A 16,697-nucleotide genomic window follows, 5' to 3' on the forward strand; every position below is an offset into this window, starting at 1 on the left:
TCGGCCACATACGTGGGCACGCGGACGACATGGCGGCCAGGCAGTGCCGGGACGGCACCGATCGGGAATTCGGTGTCGGCACGTGGGCGGGCGGCTCAGCGCCGCCACGGTGGAGGTCGTCGCGTGCGAGGCGCGAGAGCTCTGCGGTTGCATCCGGCCGTACTTGGCGCCCGGCCTTCGTCGCCGGAACCATCGCCGGCTGCGGCCATCTTCACGAACGTCCTCGAGCGCGGCTGACAGGCGCTGTCGGCCGCCAGCCCGACGCCCGGGGTCCGCCCGTCGCGGCGAACGCGCGATGCCGCGTTGTCGCTTGCTGCCGCGGAGCCGGAGCGAGATGCCCGGGCTCCGTGGTACTCAGGCGAACGGATCGCGCAGGACGATCGTATCGTCGCGGTCGGCTCCGGTCGCGACCAGGGCGAGGTGGCAGCCGGACAGTTCCTCGACCGCGCGCAGATAGGCACGCGCGGCCGGCGGCAGCTTGTTCCAGTCGCGCACGCCGGAGGTCGGTTCCTCCCAGCCCGGAAACTCCAGGTACACCGGCTTGCATTCGGCCCAGCCGTCGGCGTCCAGCGGTGCCAGTTCGCGCCGCTTGCCGCGATATTCGTAGGCAATGCAGACCTTGATCGTCGGCAGGCCGTCGAGCACGTCGAGCTTGGTGATCGCCAGACCGTTGATCGCATTGATCTGGGTGGCGCGTTTGAGCGCGACCAGGTCGATCCAGCCGCAGCGGCGCGGCCGGCCGGTGCTGGCGCCGAACTCGTTGCCGACCTTGCGCAGACGCTCGCCCATCTCGTCGTGCAGTTCGGTCGGGAACGGACCGCCGCCGACGCGCGTGGCGTAGGCCTTGCAGATGCCGAGCACGTAGTCGATGTCGCAGGCACCGACGCCGGTGCCGGCCAGCGCACCGCCGACGGTCGTGTTTGACGAGGTCACGTACGGATAGGTGCCGTGGTCGATATCGAGCAGCGCACCCTGCGCGCCCTCGAACAGGATGTTGCTGCCGGCGCGCCGTGCGTCGTAGAGCAGCGTCGAGACGTCGTCGATCATCGGACGCAAGTATTCGGCGAACGCCAGCGCGTCCTCGAGCACGCGGTCGTAGTCGACCGCCTCGGCCTTGAGCCACTGCGTCAGCACGAAATTGTGGTAGTCGACCGCCGCGCGGACTTTCTCGGGCAACTCGGACGGATACATCAGATCGGCCACCCGGATGCTGCGGCGCGCGACCTTGTCCTCGTAGGCGGGACCGATGCCGCGACCGGTCGTGCCGATCGCCTTGGCGCCGGACGCGCGCTCGCGCGCCTGATCGACCGCAATGTGATACGGCATGATCAGCGGCGTGGCCGGGCTGATCTTGAGCCGCGAGCGCACTTCGACGCCCTGCTCTTCGAGCTCGGCGATCTCGCTCTTGAGCGCTGCCGGCGACAGCACGACGCCATTGCCGATCAGGCACTGCACGCCCTCGCGCAGAATGCCCGACGGAATCAGATGCAGCACGGTCTTCTTGCCGCCGATCACCAGCGTGTGCCCGGCGTTGTGGCCGCCCTGGAAGCGCGCGACTGCGCTGACCCGCTCGGTCAGCAGGTCGACGATCTTGCCTTTGCCTTCGTCGCCCCACTGCGCGCCCAGAATGACTACCGACTTGCCCATGTTGATTCTCGCTTCGTTGATCACGCCCCACCGTGGGGCGACGTCGGCGACTAGGCTCGCGATCCTCGCTCGCCAAGTCGCCCGTCCATCCGTTCCGATCCGGCACGATGCCACGCCGTACCGCGCGGCCAGCATACGCCGATCGGGATACCGATTTCTTTCAGCCGGGCCGCGTCAGCCGGCCCATTGCAGCGCGATCAGGCCGACCACGATCATGCCCAGGCCGATCATGCGCAGGCTGCGCTCGTCGAGCTGGCGCGCCTGCTCGACCAGACGCTTCCAGCCGCCGGGAGCCGCGAACAGCACGAGCCCCTCGAGCACCAGGACCAGGCACAGCGCGGCCCAGAGCGTGGTCGCGCTCACCGCCTACTTGCTGCTCTTGAGGTAGCGCAGGAACTCCGACTCCGGATCGAGCAGCAGCACGCCATTGCCGCCCTTGAACGACTCGCGGTAGGCGTCGAGGCTGCGGTAGAACGCATAGAACTCCGGATCGCCGCCATAGGCCGATGCGTAGATCTTGGCCGCCTCGCCATCGCCCTCGCCTCGTGTCTTCTGCGCGTCGCGGTAGGCGTCGGCCTTGATGACCTGCATCTCGCGGCGCGCCTCGGCGCGGATGCGCTCGGCGGCTTCCTCGCCCTCGGCGCGCAGCGAGTCGGCGACCTGCTTGCGCTCCGAGCGCATGCGCTCGTAGACCGAGCGCAGCACGGCGCTCTCCTCGGGCAGGTCCACGCGCTTGATGCGTACGTCGATGATCTCGACGCCGAAGTTCTGCGAGGCGCGGTTGGCACCGAGCACGAGGCCGGCGGTCATGTCCGAACGTGCGCTCGATACCACCTGCTGCAGCGTGCGCGAGTTGATCGCGGTACGCATGCCTTCCTTGACGATCGGGCCCAGGCGCGCCTGGGCGCGCTGTTCGTCGCCGGCCATCGCGGTGTAGTACTTGGCCGCGTCGACGATGCGCCACTTGACGACGAAGTCGACGTTGACGTCCTTCTTCTCGGACGTCAGATAGCGCTCGGGCGCCGAGCCGAGGGTCAGGACGCGCTTGTCGAAATGCCTGACCTGCTGGATCAGCGGCACCTTGAAGTGCAGACCCGGCTCGTAGCCGGACTTGACGATGCGACCGAACTGCAGCAGCAGCGCAGTCTGCGCTTCGCTGACGACGAAGGCGGAATTGATCCCGAGCAGCACCAGCAGCGCGAGCACGACGGCGGTAGCGGTACGCATGTCAGCGTCCTCCCTTCGGAGCCTGCGGGGTCGCCATCACCGACGGCATCGGATCGGGCTGCACGTGCGGCGATGCCGCGTTCGTGCCCGGCGCAGGCAGATAGAACACGTTCTTGCCGTCGGTGAAGTCGATGATCTTGTTGCTCTCGCCGAGAACCTGCTGCAGCGTCTCGATGTACAGGCGGCGGCGCGTGACCTCGGGCGCGGCGCGATACTCCTCGGCGATCAGCCGGAAGCGATCGGCGTCGCCCTGCGCCTTGGCGATGCGCTCGGCCTTGTAGCCGGCGGCCTCGGCGAGGATCCGGGCGGCCTCGCCGCGCGCCTCGGGCACCAGACGCTTGGCGTCGGCATCGGCGAGGTTGCTCGAACGCTGGCGATCCTCGCGGGCGCTGATCGCATCGTCGAAGGCGTCCTTGACCTCCTGCGGCGGACGCACGTTCTGGAAGTTGAGCTCGGTCACTTCCAGGCCGGCCTCGTAGCGGTCGAGCGTCTGCTGCAGGATGCGCTTGACCTGGTTGGCGAGTTCCGCGCTCGGGTTGGCCGGCGTCGGCTCGCCTTCGACCTCGACGACCTGGTCGGGCATGATCGAATTGAGGTTGCTCGAGCCGATGACCTCGCGCACGGCGCTCTCGGCGGCCTGCTTGAGCGTCTCGTCGGGCTTGTCGACGTTGAACAGGTAGCGGCGGGCGTCGGAGACCTCGTACTGCACGTTGAACTCGGCCTGGACGATGTTCTCGTCGCGCGTGAGCATGCGGACCTGATCGGAGATCGAGCGGATCGTCGCGTCGACCTTCTCGACCGATTCGATCGGGCGCGGCCACTTGAAGTTGAGACCCGGCGTCATTGCGCGCGAATACTCGCCGAAACGCAGCACCGCACCATGCTGGCGCGCATCGATCAGCGCCCACGAATCGAGCAGCAGCCAGGCGATCAGCACGCCGATCACGGCGATGCCGATTCCGCCGCCACCGCTGCCGCCGCCGGTCAGGCGCGCGAAGAAATTGCGGATCCTGCGGAAGAACGCGTCGAGGTCCGGCGGCATGCCGCCGCCGTTGCCGCCGCCACCGCCGCCGTCACGCCACGGATCGCGTTTGCCGCTACCGGGTTCGTTCCAAGCCATCGATCTCGTACCTCGTTGCCTTGAACGGCCGCCGCGCGAGGCGTGACCGTCGATGATTCCGAATCGGGAAAAGGCAACCGCCGGCGTCGCGATGACGCGATCAATGCGCAGTTGCCCGGGGATTGTAGGTTTCGTCCTCGGACGGGGCAAGCAAGCGCTCGCGCAGCCAGGCACCGTCGCCGTCGGGCAGGCCGAACATCGGCTCGACCAGCAGCCGCGGCGCGTCGATGCGGACGCGCCAGCCGCTCTCGTCCGCGCTCTCCTCGGCGACCACGCCCTGCTGATGCAGGCGCGCGCGCAGCCGGCCGGCCGTCGGCGGCAGGTGCAGCACGGCCTCGACGCGCTCGGCGGCCAGCCGTCCGGCGACCGCCTCGCGCAGCAGCTCCAGCCCGCGCCGGTCGCGTGCCGAGACCGATACGCGCGGCGGCGCTCCGGCTTCGCCGGCGTCGAGACGCGGCTGCAGGCCTTCGACCTGGTCGATCTTGTTGTAGACCAGGATCTGCGGCACGTCGCCGGCGCCGATCTCGGCCAGGACCGCTTCGACGTCGACGATGCGCTGCTCGCGCTCCGGATCGGCCAAGTCGATCACGTGCAGCAGCAGATCGGCATCGCGCGCCTCGGCCAGCGTCGAGCGGAACGCCGCGACCAGATCGTGTGGCAGATCGCGGATGAAACCGACCGTGTCGGCGAGCAACGCAGGTCCGCTGTCCAGATCCGGCAGCCGCCGCAAGGTGGGATCGAGCGTTGCGAACAGCTGATCGGCCGCATAGACGCCGGCACCGGTCAACGCATTGAACAGCGTCGACTTGCCGGCATTGGTATAGCCGACCAGCGCCACTACCGGCAGTTCGTTGCGCATGCGCGCGCGGCGCGCCTGCGCGCGCTGCGTGGCGACCTTGTCCAGGCGCTTCTGCAGCTGCTTCATGCGCTCGCCGAGCAGGCGGCGGTCGAGTTCGAGCTGGGTCTCGCCGGGGCCGCGCAAGCCGATCGCACCTCCGCGCTGACGCTCCAGATGCGTCCAGCCGCGCACCAGCCGGGTCGACATGTGCTTGAGCTGGGCGAGCTCGACCTGCAGCTTGCCTTCGTGCGAACGTGCGCGCTGCGCGAAGATGTCGAGAATCAGGCCGGTGCGGTCGACGACGCGGCAGGCGGTCAGCTTCTCGAGATTGCGTTCCTGCACCGGGCTCAGCGCGTGATTGACCAGGATCAGGTCGGCGCCGAGCGCTTCTCGCTGCGATTTGAGCTCGTCGGCCTTGCCGGTGCCGACGAAATAGCGCGGATTCGGCCGCTCGACGCGGGCGCTGAGACTGCCGACCACGCTCGCACCGGCCGAGCGGGCGAGCTCGGCGAATTCCTCGAGCAGGACCGGATCGTTGCCGCCCGGCGGCTGCGGCTGCAGCAGCAGCGCGCGCTCGCCCTTTCTGGATCGTTCGAACAGTGCGGTCTACCTCGGGTCAGTCCGGATCGGCGGCGTCGCCGGAAGCTCCGGCGCTTTCCGGGCCGGCGATGCGCACGTTGCGCGTGGGTACTACGGTCGAAATGGCGTGCTTGTAGACCATCTGGCTGACGGTATTGCGCAGCAGAACGACGAACTGGTCGAACGACTCGATCGTGCCTTGCAGCTTGATGCCGTTGACCAGATAGATCGACACCGGCACGCGTTCGCGCCGAAGTGCATTGAGGAACGGATCCTGCAATGACTGCCCCTTAGACATTTTCATTCTCCTGGCGACGCGACCCGAACCGGACAAAACGAGCACCGCACGCAACATGCGTCCGGTATGGCCCCGGTTCAACGGCTGTTATCTTAGGCAAACGACGGCCAAGTTCCAATGTCCGACTCACGTTTCGGACGGCCCAGGAACTGGACGAGCGCCTGCTCGGCGGCCTGCGCGTGCCGTTCGTCCTCGGGATTCAGCCAGCGCGCATCGAGCTCGCTGCGCAGCCAGGTGATCTGCCGCTTGGCCAGTTGACGCGTCGCGAAGATCGCGCGCTCGCGCATGCCGGCCGCGTCGGTTTCGCCATCCAGGTACTGCCACACCTGGCGGTAGCCGACCGCTCGCATCGCCGGCGCGTCGGCGTCCAGCGCCGGACGCATGCGCAGCGCTCGCACCTCTTCGACGAATCCCGCCTCGAACATCGTCTCCAGCCGATGCGCGATCCGCGCATGCAGCGGTCTCCGATCGGTCGGCGCCAGCGCGAGCTTGAGTACGCGCCAGGCGAATCGGCCGCGCGGCCCGCCCTGCTGCTCCGACAGCGGGCGGCCGGAGAGCTCGATCACCTCGAGCGCACGCTGGATGCGCTGGCCGTCGGCCGGTCCGATCCGCGCGGCAGCCGAAGGATCGCGCTCGGCCAGGCGCGCATGCAGCGCCGGCCAGCCGAGCCTCGCCGCCTCGGCGGCGAGGCGCGCGCGGATGGCCGGATCGGCTACCGGCAGATCGGAAAGCCCCTGCTGAAGCGCGTGGAAGTACAGCATCGTGCCGCCGACCAGCAGCGGCACCCTGCCCGACCGCGTCACCGCCTCCATGGCGGCATGCGCGTCCGCCGCGAACTCGGCGGCCGAGTAGGCCTCCTCCGGGTCGCGGATGTCGATCAGCGCATGCGGATGGCGGCGCAGCGTCTCGGCATCGGGCTTGGCGGCGCCGATGTCGAGGCCGCGATAGACCAGTGCCGAATCGACGCTGATCAGGCCGACATCGAAGCGTGCCGCAAGCGCACAGGCCAATGCCGTCTTGCCGGACGCCGTCGGCCCCATCAGGAAGATCGCGGGCGGGCGCGTGTCGACCGACATGGAGGCCTCGCGCTAGGAAAGCGCTCAGCGTACGCCCATCTCCTGCAGCAGGTTGCTCGCGCCGTCGACCTTGTCCATGACCCACAGCATGTAGCGCACGTCGACCTGGATCGAGCGCGTCAATGCCGGATTGAACAGCCAGTCGGCACTGACGCTCTCCCACACGCCGTCGAAGGCCAGACCGACCAGCCGTCCACGCGCATCGAGCGTCGGCGAGCCGGAGTTGCCGCCGGTGATGTCGAGGTCGGCCAGGAAATCGACCGGCACCGAACCAATCGCCGGATTGACGTAGCGGCCGTAGTCCTTGGCGCGAATCCGCTCGAGCACGTTCTGGGGCGTGTCGAACGGGTCGACGCCGGTGCTCTTGGCGGCAATGCCCTCGAGCGTCGTAAACGGGAAGAACTCCGCGCCGTCCTTCTTGAGGCCCTGCACCTTGCCGTAGGTCAGGCGCAGCGAGCTGTTGGCGTCCGGATAGACCGCCCGCCCCTGCGACTCGTTGAACGCGATCATCGCCTGCATGTAGCGCGGCCGCAGCTTCATCTCCTCGCCGACGCGTGCCTTGCGCTCGCGCTCGATGCGCAGCAGCTCCGGCATCAGCCCGACGATCATCCGGTAGGCGGCATCGTCCGAGGCCTCGATCTGCTTGCGCGACAGCTTCAGCCCGGCCAGTCGGGCATCCGTGGTGCCGAGCGCGCTGCCGGCGTACAGCGCGGCAACCTTGGGGTCGACCTGCGCGGCATCGCTGCCAAGCCACTGGTCGAGCGCCGCGATGCGCTGCGCGGCCGGCAGCTGCTGGTAGCGCTTGAGCACGTAGGCGAGGATGCGGGCGTCGGTCGCCGGATCGCCGCGGCGCTCCATCTGCCGCAGATTGCCCTCGATGCGTGCCTCGTCGCGCGGCTGGTAGCCCGATTCGCGATCGAGCGCCGGCTTGTCGCGCTCGATCGCGAGCCGGTAGACGCTGTAGGCGGCGCTGTAGAGCTGGGTGCGCTGCAGATAGCCGAGCAGCATGTCGCGATCGCGCGTCGCGCGCTGGCTGGCCAGGAGCGCGTCGAGCGCCGTGATGTCGGCGCGCAGGGCCGCTTCCTCGGTACCCTGGCGCGACAGCCAGGCGTCGAGCTCCGCCTCGCGCGCACGCTTGGTCGCGACCGCATCGGCGCGGCCGAGGCCTTCGAGCTGGCCGCCGTAGTTCTTGAGCGCATTGTTGAAGCTCGCGACCGAGCTGGCGTACTTGACCGCCACCTCCGGATCGCGCCGGCCCTCGACGTCGATGATGCCGAGGATGTCGGTGACGATCTGCTGCTGGGCCGGATAGGACCAGTCGATCGCATCGGCGACCTCGGCGGCACGCCGGTAGCGGTTGGTGCGCCCCGGATAGCCGGTCACCATGACGAAGTCGCCGGCCTGAACGCCATCGGCATTGACCGGCAGCACGTGGGCGGGCTGGTACGGCACGTTGTCCTTCGAGTACGCCGCGGACTTGCCGTCCTTGCCGACGTAGGCGCGCAGGAAACTGAAGTCGCCGGTATGGCGCGGCCACATCCAGTTGTCGACGTCGCCGCCGAACTTGCCGACCGCGCCGGCCGGCGCGTAGACCAGCCGGACGTCGCGAATCTCGCGCTGACGGATCAGCTGGTAGCTGGCGCCGCCGTAGAACGCGGACACGCTGCAGCGCAGGCCGCCGGGCTTCTCACAGCGCGCGACGAGCTCCTTTTCGGCGCGGTCGATCGCCTCGTAGCGCGCGTAGCCGTCCATGTCCGGCTTGACGCGGCGGGCGATCTCGCGCGTGACGTCGCGAATCTCCTCGGTGACGTAGACGCGCAGGTTCGGATCGCCCGGCAGTTCCTCCTCGAACCGGCGCGCCAGGAAGCCGTTCTTGATCAGGTTGCGCTCGGCCGTCGAGTTGTACTGGATCGCGCCGTACGCACAGTGGTGGTTGGTCACGACCAGACCCTGCGGCGACACGAACGAGGCCGTGCAGAAGCCGAGGCTGACGATCGCGCCCATCGTCGGGCCGGTCAGGTCGGTCAGATCGTGCGGATCGAGCTGAAGGCCGGCCGCCTTGAGATCGCCGGCGATCGCCGGCAGCTGCGCCGGCTGCCACATGCCTTCGGTCGCGAGGGCGGGCGTGGTGACGAAGAGGGCCAGGACGAGGGCCAGCAGTGAACGGCGATGCATGGGAGGACCTTCGGCGAAAACGAACCGCCGATGGTGCCGCAACACGGCCTGCCGGGCGCAGGACAGAAGTCATGCCCGGAACGACGGACAAAAAAACGCCCCGGCGAACCGGGGCGTCGTTTTCACGCGATGGCGCGCAGCATCACTCGATCGTGAAGTCCTGCAGCGACACCGGCAGACCCTGGCCGGCAAGCGCGGCGATGATCTTGACATCGGGGAAGCCGAGCGAAGCGATGTCGGTCGGCTGGTTGGCACCGCAGTCCGGAGCGCGCAGGTAGGTGATACCCGAACCGGTCGAATTGGAACCGAACACGAACGCGCTGGCCGACGGCTCGAGGTCCGGCTGGAACAGCTCGACGACGATGTCCTTGGTGGCCGGATCGTCGATGACCGCGGCCGGCGAGATCGCCAGGTCCAGCTCGGCCAGCACGTTGCCGTCCGGCGAGGTGAACGGCGCCGAGCCGATCAGGGTCAGCGCGCCGGTCGTCAGCGCGGTGCCGGTCGGGATCGTGTAGATGCGCACTTCCATGCCGGTTACATCGCTACCGGTACCCGAGGTCGTGCTCTCGATACCGATGTGGACCGACGAAACGCTGGCACCCGGCGTGGTGCCGGCGGCCAGGACGTAGCGGCGGTAGTAGCTGTTCTCGGCCGTGGTGGCCAGACCGGTCGCGCCGCAGGCGACCGTGCCCTGAAGCGGAGCGCAGTCGGTGTTGTGGCTGAGATTGCCCGGGCCGGTCGGGCAGGCCGCGGCCGGCACGTTGCCGAGCGACTGGGTCGTGGTGCTGAAGCTGGCAGCCTGGGCACCGGCAGCGCAGAACAGGCCGACGGAAAGGGCAAGAAGGGACTTGGACACTACACGTTCTCCGGAATGGGGCAGAAACCGCCCGCGTTGACGAACTTCCCAGGAGAAACCCCCTCCCGGGCTTTGGGCAACTGTTCGAATGATGTCCAGCGGACTGGACGTACGAAAGCCATTTAACAATTCGAGCACATTCAGCCTGCGGACGCAACAGGCGGAAGGTCATCATTTTTTGGGATTTTCCATACGAAGCGGTATGGCCCGAGCGCAAACGAGCGCTCGGGACGGGCTCGAGCGGGACCTGGTGCATTGCAGCGCTGCGCGCATGCGTCGTGGACCTATAATCCGCGCCCCTCTTCACACCGCGACGACCTGCATGAAGGCCTTGGTGAAACGCGAGCCCGGCAAGGGCATCTGGCTCGAAGACGTGCCGCTCCCCGAGATCGGACCCAACGACGTCCTGATCAAGCTCGAAAAAACCGCGATCTGCGGCACCGACCTCCACATCTACCTGTGGGACGAGTGGTCGCAGCGCACGATCAAGCCGGGTCTGGTGATCGGACACGAGTTCGTCGGCCGCATCGTCGACATCGGCGCCGGCGTGCGCGGCTACGAGGTCGGCCAGCGCGTCTCGGCGGAGGGCCACATCGTCTGCGGCGTCTGCCGCAACTGCCGCGCCGGCCGCCAGCATCTGTGTCCCAACACGGTCGGCATCGGCGTCAACCGCCACGGCGCGTTCGCCGAATACATCGCGATGCCGGCGTCGAACCTGTGGCCGATTCCCGACCCGATTCCGTCGGAGCTGGCCGCCTTCTTCGACCCGTACGGCAACGCCGCACACTGCGCGCTGGAGTTCGACCTGATCGGCGAGGACGTGCTGATCACCGGCGCCGGTCCGATCGGCGTGATCGCGGCCGGCATCGCCAAGCACGTCGGCGCACGCAACGTCGTGGTGACCGACGTCAACGACTACCGCCTGAAGCTGGCCGCCGACATGGGCGCCACGCGGGTGGTCAACGTCTCCGAGCAGTCGCTGCGCGACGTCGTCAAGGATCTGCACATCGAGGGCTTCGACGTCGGCCTCGAGATGAGCGGCAATCCGCGCGCGTTCAACGACATGCTCGACTGCATGTACCACGGCGGCAAGATCGCACTGCTCGGCATCCAGCCCAAGGGCGCCGGCATCGACTGGGACAAGGTGATCTTCAAGGGCCTGGTCCTGCACGGCATCTACGGACGGCGCATGTACGAGACCTGGTACAAGATGACGCAGATGGTGCTGACCGGATTCCCGCTGCAGAAGGTGCTGACGCACCAGATCCACATCGACGATTTTCAGAAAGGATTCGACCTGATGGAAGCAGGCAACTGCGGCAAGGTGGTGTGCTCCTGGAACTGAGCACGACCGCGGCGGCCCCCGCCCGCGACGATCGCGGCCGGGGGCGACCTGCACGTCTACGGAGCGAGAACTGAAAGCCCACCGTCTGACGCAGACCCTCGAAGCGGCACTGGCCCGGCTGCCGGCCGGCCCGATTCGCGTGGCCTACAGCGGCGGACTGGACTCCTCGACGCTGCTGCATGCCCTGGCCGGGATGGAGGCGGCGCGCGCGCGCGGCTTGAGCGCTTTGCACGTCGATCACGGGCTGCAGGCGGACAGCCGGGCCTGGTCCGAACATTGCCAGCGCTTCGCACGGTCGCTTGACGTCTCGATCCGGCGGATCACGATCGAGGTCGGGCCCGGCGCCGGTCCCGAGGGCGCCGCCCGGCGCGCGCGCTACGGCGCGATCGAGACCGTGCTGGCACCGGGCGAGATCCTCGCGCTCGCGCACCACCGTGACGATCAGGCCGAGACGGTCCTGCTCAAGCTGATGCGCGGTTCGGGGCCGGAAGGCCTCGGCGCGATGCGCACACTGCGCCCGCTCGGTCTCGGGCACGCCTGGCGGCCGCTGCTGGACCTGCCGCAGGCCACGCTGCGCGACTACGCGAGCCTGCATGACCTGCCCTGGGTGCAGGATCCGAGCAACTTCGACATGACGATCGACCGCAATCTCGTCCGCGCGCAGATCCTGCCGCGCCTGCGCGAGCGGTGGCCCGAGGCCGATGCCAGCCTCGTCATGGCGTCGGCCTGGGCGCGGGCGGCCTCCGACTTCATCGACGTGGCGGCCGAACAGGCCCTGGCCTCGCTGCAGGGGCTGGATCCGGCGACCCTGCGCTATCGCGGCTGGCTCGACCTGCCCGAAGCGCTGCGCGATCCGTCGCTGCGGCGCTGGCTGCGCGGACTCGGCCTGTCCGAACCGACGCACTTCCAGACCGCCGAACTGATGCGCCAGCTGGCCGAGGCCGGCGACGATCGCCAGCCCTGCGTACGCTGGCCGGGTGCCGAGCTGCGCCGCCATCGCGATCTCCTGTACGCCTCGGCGCCGCTGCAATCACCGCCACTGGACTGGATGGCGCGCCTGGACGCCGGCGATGTCGTACTTCCGGCCGACCTGGGCGTCCTGCGCCTGGTGAGCGCCGGGGACGGCACGCCCCTCATCGAGCCGCCCTTCCCGCTCTACGTCCGGTTCCGCCACGGCGGCGAGACGATCCGGCTGTCGGGCAGCGAACATCGCCGCGAGCTGTCTCAGCTGTTTCAGGAGTCGGGCCTGCCGCCGTGGGAACGCGGCCGGGTGCCGCTGGTGATCGCGCAGGACGGCACGCTGCTGGCCGTGGCCGACCTGTGGACCGGCGAAGAGGGACAGGCCCTGTTCGCGCGGCTCGGCTGCCGCGTGCAGTGGGCCGGACGCAGCGGCACGGCCGGTTGACGCCATTGAACTTGACCGAGCGCTGGGCTACTTTTCGCGCATGCCCGATCCGACCGACGACAGCACGACGCAGGTAGCCCAGTTCGAGCGGTCGCTCGACGAACTCGAGCAGCTCGTCGCGCGCATGGAGCACGGCGATCTGAGCCTGGACGAGTCGCTGCATTCGTTCGAGCGCGGCATCGCGCTCTATCGCAGTTGCCAGGGTGCCCTGGAACAGGCCGAGCTGCGCGTACAGCAACTGCTCGATCCCGAAGCGATCGGCTCGGCCAGACCCTTCGATCCCGAAACGCCCTGAGTGCGCGATCTCCCGCCCGATCTGCAGGCGCTGTCGAACCGCGCCGACGCGGCGCTCGCGCGCGTCCTGCCGGATGAGGCGACGCCGCCGGTTCCGCTGCATCGCGCGATGCGCTACGCGGTGCTCGGCGGCGGCAAGCGGATGCGTCCGCTGCTGGTCTATGCGGCCGGCCTGGCGCTCGGCGCGCCGCTGGACCGGCTCGACGCACCGGCCGCGGCGGTCGAGATCATTCACGCCTATTCGCTGGTGCACGACGACCTGCCGGCGATGGACGACGATGCATTGCGGCGCGGCCAGCCGACCTGCCATGTCGCGTTCGGCGAGGCGATGGCGATCCTCGCCGGCGACGCGCTGCAGGCGCTCGCGTTCGAGGTCCTGAGCGAAGCACCGGCGCTCGACGTCGAGCCTGCGGTCCGCATCGAGATGCTGCGCATCCTGGGCAAGGCCTGCGGATCGCAGGGCATGGCCGGCGGACAGGCGCTGGATCTGGCGTCGGTCGGCCATCGGCTCGATCCGGCCGCCCTCGAGCGCATGCACGTGCACAAGACCGGCGCGCTGATCCGCGCCTCGGTGCGCCTCGGCGCGCTCGCGGCCGGCTGCCGCGACGATGCCGTGCTGGCGAGGATCGACCGCTACGGCCACTGCGTCGGCCTGGCCTTCCAGATCCGCGACGACATCCTCGATGTCGAGGGCAGCACTGACCAGCTCGGCAAGACGGCCGGCAAGGACGAGGCGCACGCCAAGCCGACCTATCCGGCGATACTTGGCATGCCCGCCTCGCGCGCGCAGCTCGCCGCGATGACCGCTCAGGCACTCGCCGACGCGGCGACGTTCGGCGAGGGCGGCCGCGCCCTGGTCGATCTGGCCCGGTTCGTCGCGCTGCGCGAGAGCTGATCGCGGCCGCATCGCGGCGCATGCCTGGCGCCGTCGCGGGCCAGTGCGGATAATCCGCGCCCCTTCGCCGTTTTGGAGTCGACACGCGCATGCAGCTCAAGCCCGGACAACGCTGGATCTCCAATGCCGAACCCGAACTCGGCCTCGGCACGATCCTGCGCGTCGAGGGCCGCAGCGTGCAGGTGCTCTACGCGACCTCGGGCGTGCTGCGCCACTACGCCGTGCACGCCGCGCCGCTGACCCGCGCCGAGTTTCGCGCCGGTCAGAAGATCCAGGGCAACGGACTTTCGTTCACGGTCGAGCGCGTGGAGGACGATGACGGCCTGCTCGTCTATCACGGCGACGGCCAGCGGCTGGCCGAATCGGAGCTCGACGACACGCAGCCGATCTCGCGTGCCGACGAGCGCCTGATCTCGGTGCGGCTCGATCGCAGCGACCGCTTCGACTTCCGCCTCGACGCGCTCGGCCGGCGTGCCGCCGCGCTGCGCTCGCCGGCCTGGGGCCTCGCATCGGCACGGATCGACCTGATTCCGCATCAGCTCAAGGTGGCCGCCTCGGCGATCGGACGGCAGCCGCTGCGCGTGCTGCTGGCCGACGAGGTCGGCCTCGGCAAGACCATCGAGGCCGGCATGATCGTCAGCCGCCTGATCGCGACCGGACGTGCCGGACGCGTGCTCGTGCTGCTGCCCGAAAGCCTCGTGCATCAGTGGTTCGTCGAGCTGCTGCGCCGCTTCAACCTGTCCTTCGCGCTCTACGACGAGGAGCGCTGCGAGGCGATCGAGGCGGCCGGCGACGGCCGCAATCCGTTCGCCGACGAACAGCAGGTGATCGCCAGCGTCGACTTTCTCGCCGGCCATCCCAAGCGCGCCGCGCAGGCGATCGCCGCCGGATGGGACGTCCTGGTCGTCGACGAGGCGCACCATCTGGCCTGGACGCCCGAGTCGGCCAGCCCCGCCTATCGCCTGGTCGAGACCCTGGCCGAGCGCATCCCCAGCCTGATCCTGCTGACGGCGACGCCCGAACAGCTCGGCCGCAGCGGCCATTTCGCGCGCCTGCGCCTGCTCGATCCGGCGCGCTTCCCGGACCTCGACCGCTATGTCGCCGAAGCCGACGGCTATGCGCGGTTGTCCTCGATCGCCGGCAAGCTCAACGACGGCGCCGCGCTGGACGCGTCCGAGCGCGCCGAGCTCGCGCAGCGCTTCGACGCCGACCCGCAACTGCAGGCGCTGCTCGACAGCGGCGCCGACCCGGACGCCCTGCTCGACGCACTGATCGACCGCCACGGCACCGGTCGCGTGATGTTCCGCAACCGGCGCGCGCGGATCGGCGGCTTTCCGCAGCGTCTGCCGCGACCGCATATGCTCGACGCCGGCGTGCTCGACGACGCCGCTCGCCAGCGTCTGCTCGCCGAGTTCCAGGCCGACGGCCAGAGCGGCGACGTCGGCCTCGAGCACGACTACGGCGAGGACGTCCGCCTGCCGTGGCTGGTCGATCTGCTCGAGCGCCATGGCGCCGACAAGCTGCTGCTGATTTGCCGGACCCAGGCCAAGGTGCTCGCGCTCGAGGACGCGCTGCGCACGCGCAGCGGCGCCAAGGTCGCGCGCTTCCACGAAGGCATGAGCCTGGTGCAGCGCGATCGCAACGCGGCCTATTTCGCCGATCCGGAAGGCGCACGCGTGCTGCTGTGTTCGGAGATCGGCTCGGAAGGCCGCAACTTCCAGTTCGCACGGCATCTGGTGCTGTGGGATCTGCCGCTCGATCCGGATCTGCTCGAGCAGCGCATCGGCCGCCTCGACCGGATCGGCCAGAAGCACGACATCCAGTTGCATTACTGCGTCGTCCAGGGCAGCGCGCAACAGGCGCTGGCGCGCTGGTACGAGGAAGGACTCGATGCGTTCCGGCACAGTCCGGCCGACGGCCGCGAGCTGCTCAAGCGTTTCGGCGCGCGCCTCACCGAGATCGCGATGCTGCACGCGCGCGGCGGCGAGGAGACCGATGCCGAGCTCGACGCGCTGATCGCCGAGACGCGCGCGGCCCACGAAGAGCTCTCGGCGATCGTCCATGCCGGACGCGATCGTCTGCTCGAACTGGCCAGCGAACGCGACGCGCGCGGCGAGGACCTGACCGACACGCTGGCGATGCTCGATGCCGACACCGGCGCGCGCGACTTCATCCTGCGCCTGTTCGAGCAGTTCGGCGTGCACGGCGAGGAACAGGGGGGCGGCCTGATCCTGCTCGATCCGGAATACCTCAGCACCGACGGATTTCCGGGGCTCAAGGACGGCCCTCAGCAGGCGACGTTCCAGCGCACGGTCGCGCTGTCGCGCGAGGATCTGCCGCTGCTGCGGCTCGATCATCCGATGGTCGCCGGCGCACTCGACCTGCTGCTCGAGAGCGAGCAAGGCAACGCGGCGTTCCTGGTCGACCCCGCCCTGCCCGCGCGCAGCGCGCTGCTCGAATGCGTCTTCGTGCTGGCCTGCGTCGCCGACCGCCGGCTCGGCGTGGACCGCTTCCTGCCGCCCTCGCCGATCCGCGTCGTGATCGACTCGCGCCTGCAGGAGCGCCACGACTTCCAGCCGCAGACCGACCTGCGCGCGAACGAGCGCACGCTCGATCCGGCGCGTTACCGGCCGATCCTCTCCAAGCTGGTACCGCCGCTGCTCGCGCATGCGCAGACACGCGTGCGCGAGTACGCGCAGATCCAGATTGCCGCCGCGCTGGCCGAGGCCGAGCGCCGGCTCGGCGACGAGCACGCGCGGCTGAGCGCGCTGGCGCGCGTCAATCCGGCGGTCCGCTCCGAAGAAGTCGACGCGGTCGCGGCCGAGCTCGAGGCGCTGCGCGAGGCCCTGCCGAAGGCGGCCGCGCGCCTGGACGCGGTGCGGCTGGTCTGCAGCGCGGACTTTCTGTCGCTGCGTTGAGCGCGGCATGCCGGCGGCCGCGAT

At 69.2% G+C, this 16,697-nt stretch carries 14 protein-coding genes; 5 read left to right on the top strand and 9 right to left on the bottom strand.

From position 1 onward, the window contains the following. Nucleotides 1-354 precede the first annotated feature (354 nt). The 9 genes from VMR06_RS06990 to VMR06_RS07030 form a co-directional block, all read right to left on the bottom strand. Nucleotides 355-1,647, bottom strand: a complete 1,293-nt coding sequence (locus VMR06_RS06990) for an adenylosuccinate synthase (RefSeq protein WP_325374492.1) — start codon at nucleotides 1,645-1,647, stop codon at nucleotides 355-357. Nucleotides 1,648-1,821: 174 nt separating this feature from the next. Next, complete coding sequence (locus VMR06_RS06995) at nucleotides 1,822-2,010, bottom strand: DUF2065 domain-containing protein (protein WP_325374494.1); 189 nt, start codon at nucleotides 2,008-2,010, stop codon at nucleotides 1,822-1,824. 3 nt (nucleotides 2,011-2,013) lie between these two features. After that, nucleotides 2,014-2,874 carry a protease modulator HflC gene (gene hflC, locus VMR06_RS07000; RefSeq protein WP_325374496.1) on the bottom strand — a complete coding sequence of 287 codons (861 nt, stop codon included), beginning with the start codon at nucleotides 2,872-2,874 and terminating at the stop codon, nucleotides 2,014-2,016. A 1-nt stretch (nucleotide 2,875) separates the two neighbouring features. Further along, on the bottom strand, nucleotides 2,876-3,994 hold the full coding sequence (hflK, locus tag VMR06_RS07005) for an FtsH protease activity modulator HflK (RefSeq protein ID WP_325374498.1): 1,119 nt from the start codon (nucleotides 3,992-3,994) through the stop codon (nucleotides 2,876-2,878). Nucleotides 3,995-4,094: 100 nt separating this feature from the next. After that, entirely contained in the window at nucleotides 4,095-5,432 is a 1,338-nt protein-coding gene (hflX, locus tag VMR06_RS07010) for a ribosome rescue GTPase HflX (RefSeq protein WP_325374665.1), read from the bottom strand. 16 nt (nucleotides 5,433-5,448) lie between these two features. After that, nucleotides 5,449-5,709: an RNA chaperone Hfq gene (hfq, locus tag VMR06_RS07015; protein ID WP_325374500.1), complete on the bottom strand. Its 261-nt coding sequence runs from the start codon at nucleotides 5,707-5,709 to the stop codon at nucleotides 5,449-5,451. 92 nt (nucleotides 5,710-5,801) lie between these two features. Next, complete coding sequence (gene miaA, locus VMR06_RS07020) at nucleotides 5,802-6,785, bottom strand: tRNA (adenosine(37)-N6)-dimethylallyltransferase MiaA (protein WP_325374502.1); 984 nt, start codon at nucleotides 6,783-6,785, stop codon at nucleotides 5,802-5,804. Nucleotides 6,786-6,809: 24 nt separating this feature from the next. Continuing rightward, nucleotides 6,810-8,888: a S46 family peptidase gene (locus VMR06_RS07025; protein ID WP_349255341.1), complete on the bottom strand. Its 2,079-nt coding sequence runs from the start codon at nucleotides 8,886-8,888 to the stop codon at nucleotides 6,810-6,812. A 214-nt stretch (nucleotides 8,889-9,102) separates the two neighbouring features. Beyond that, complete coding sequence (locus VMR06_RS07030; protein ID WP_325374507.1) at nucleotides 9,103-9,816, bottom strand: hypothetical protein; 714 nt, start codon at nucleotides 9,814-9,816, stop codon at nucleotides 9,103-9,105. Between the two features lie 322 nt (nucleotides 9,817-10,138). Between VMR06_RS07030 and tdh the strand changes: the two genes are divergently transcribed. The 5 genes from tdh (at nucleotide 10,139) to rapA (ending at nucleotide 16,673) form a co-directional block, all read left to right on the top strand. After that, on the top strand, nucleotides 10,139-11,161 hold the full coding sequence (tdh, locus tag VMR06_RS07035) for an L-threonine 3-dehydrogenase (protein WP_325374509.1): 1,023 nt from the start codon (nucleotides 10,139-10,141) through the stop codon (nucleotides 11,159-11,161). Nucleotides 11,162-11,300: 139 nt separating this feature from the next. Next, on the top strand, nucleotides 11,301-12,566 hold the full coding sequence (gene tilS, locus VMR06_RS07040; RefSeq protein WP_325374511.1) for a tRNA lysidine(34) synthetase TilS: 1,266 nt from the start codon (nucleotides 11,301-11,303) through the stop codon (nucleotides 12,564-12,566). A gap of 40 nt (nucleotides 12,567-12,606) precedes the next feature. Continuing rightward, complete coding sequence (locus tag VMR06_RS07045; protein WP_325374513.1) at nucleotides 12,607-12,861, top strand: exodeoxyribonuclease VII small subunit; 255 nt, start codon at nucleotides 12,607-12,609, stop codon at nucleotides 12,859-12,861. After that, on the top strand, nucleotides 12,862-13,755 hold the full coding sequence (gene ispA, locus VMR06_RS07050; protein WP_325374515.1) for a (2E,6E)-farnesyl diphosphate synthase: 894 nt from the start codon (nucleotides 12,862-12,864) through the stop codon (nucleotides 13,753-13,755). Nucleotides 13,756-13,844: 89 nt separating this feature from the next. Then, nucleotides 13,845-16,673, top strand: a complete 2,829-nt coding sequence (rapA, locus tag VMR06_RS07055) for an RNA polymerase-associated protein RapA (protein WP_325374517.1) — start codon at nucleotides 13,845-13,847, stop codon at nucleotides 16,671-16,673. Nucleotides 16,674-16,697 lie beyond the last annotated feature (24 nt).

It is taken from the genome of Dokdonella sp., assembly GCF_035511235.1.
Classification (GTDB): domain Bacteria; phylum Pseudomonadota; class Gammaproteobacteria; order Xanthomonadales; family Rhodanobacteraceae; genus Dokdonella.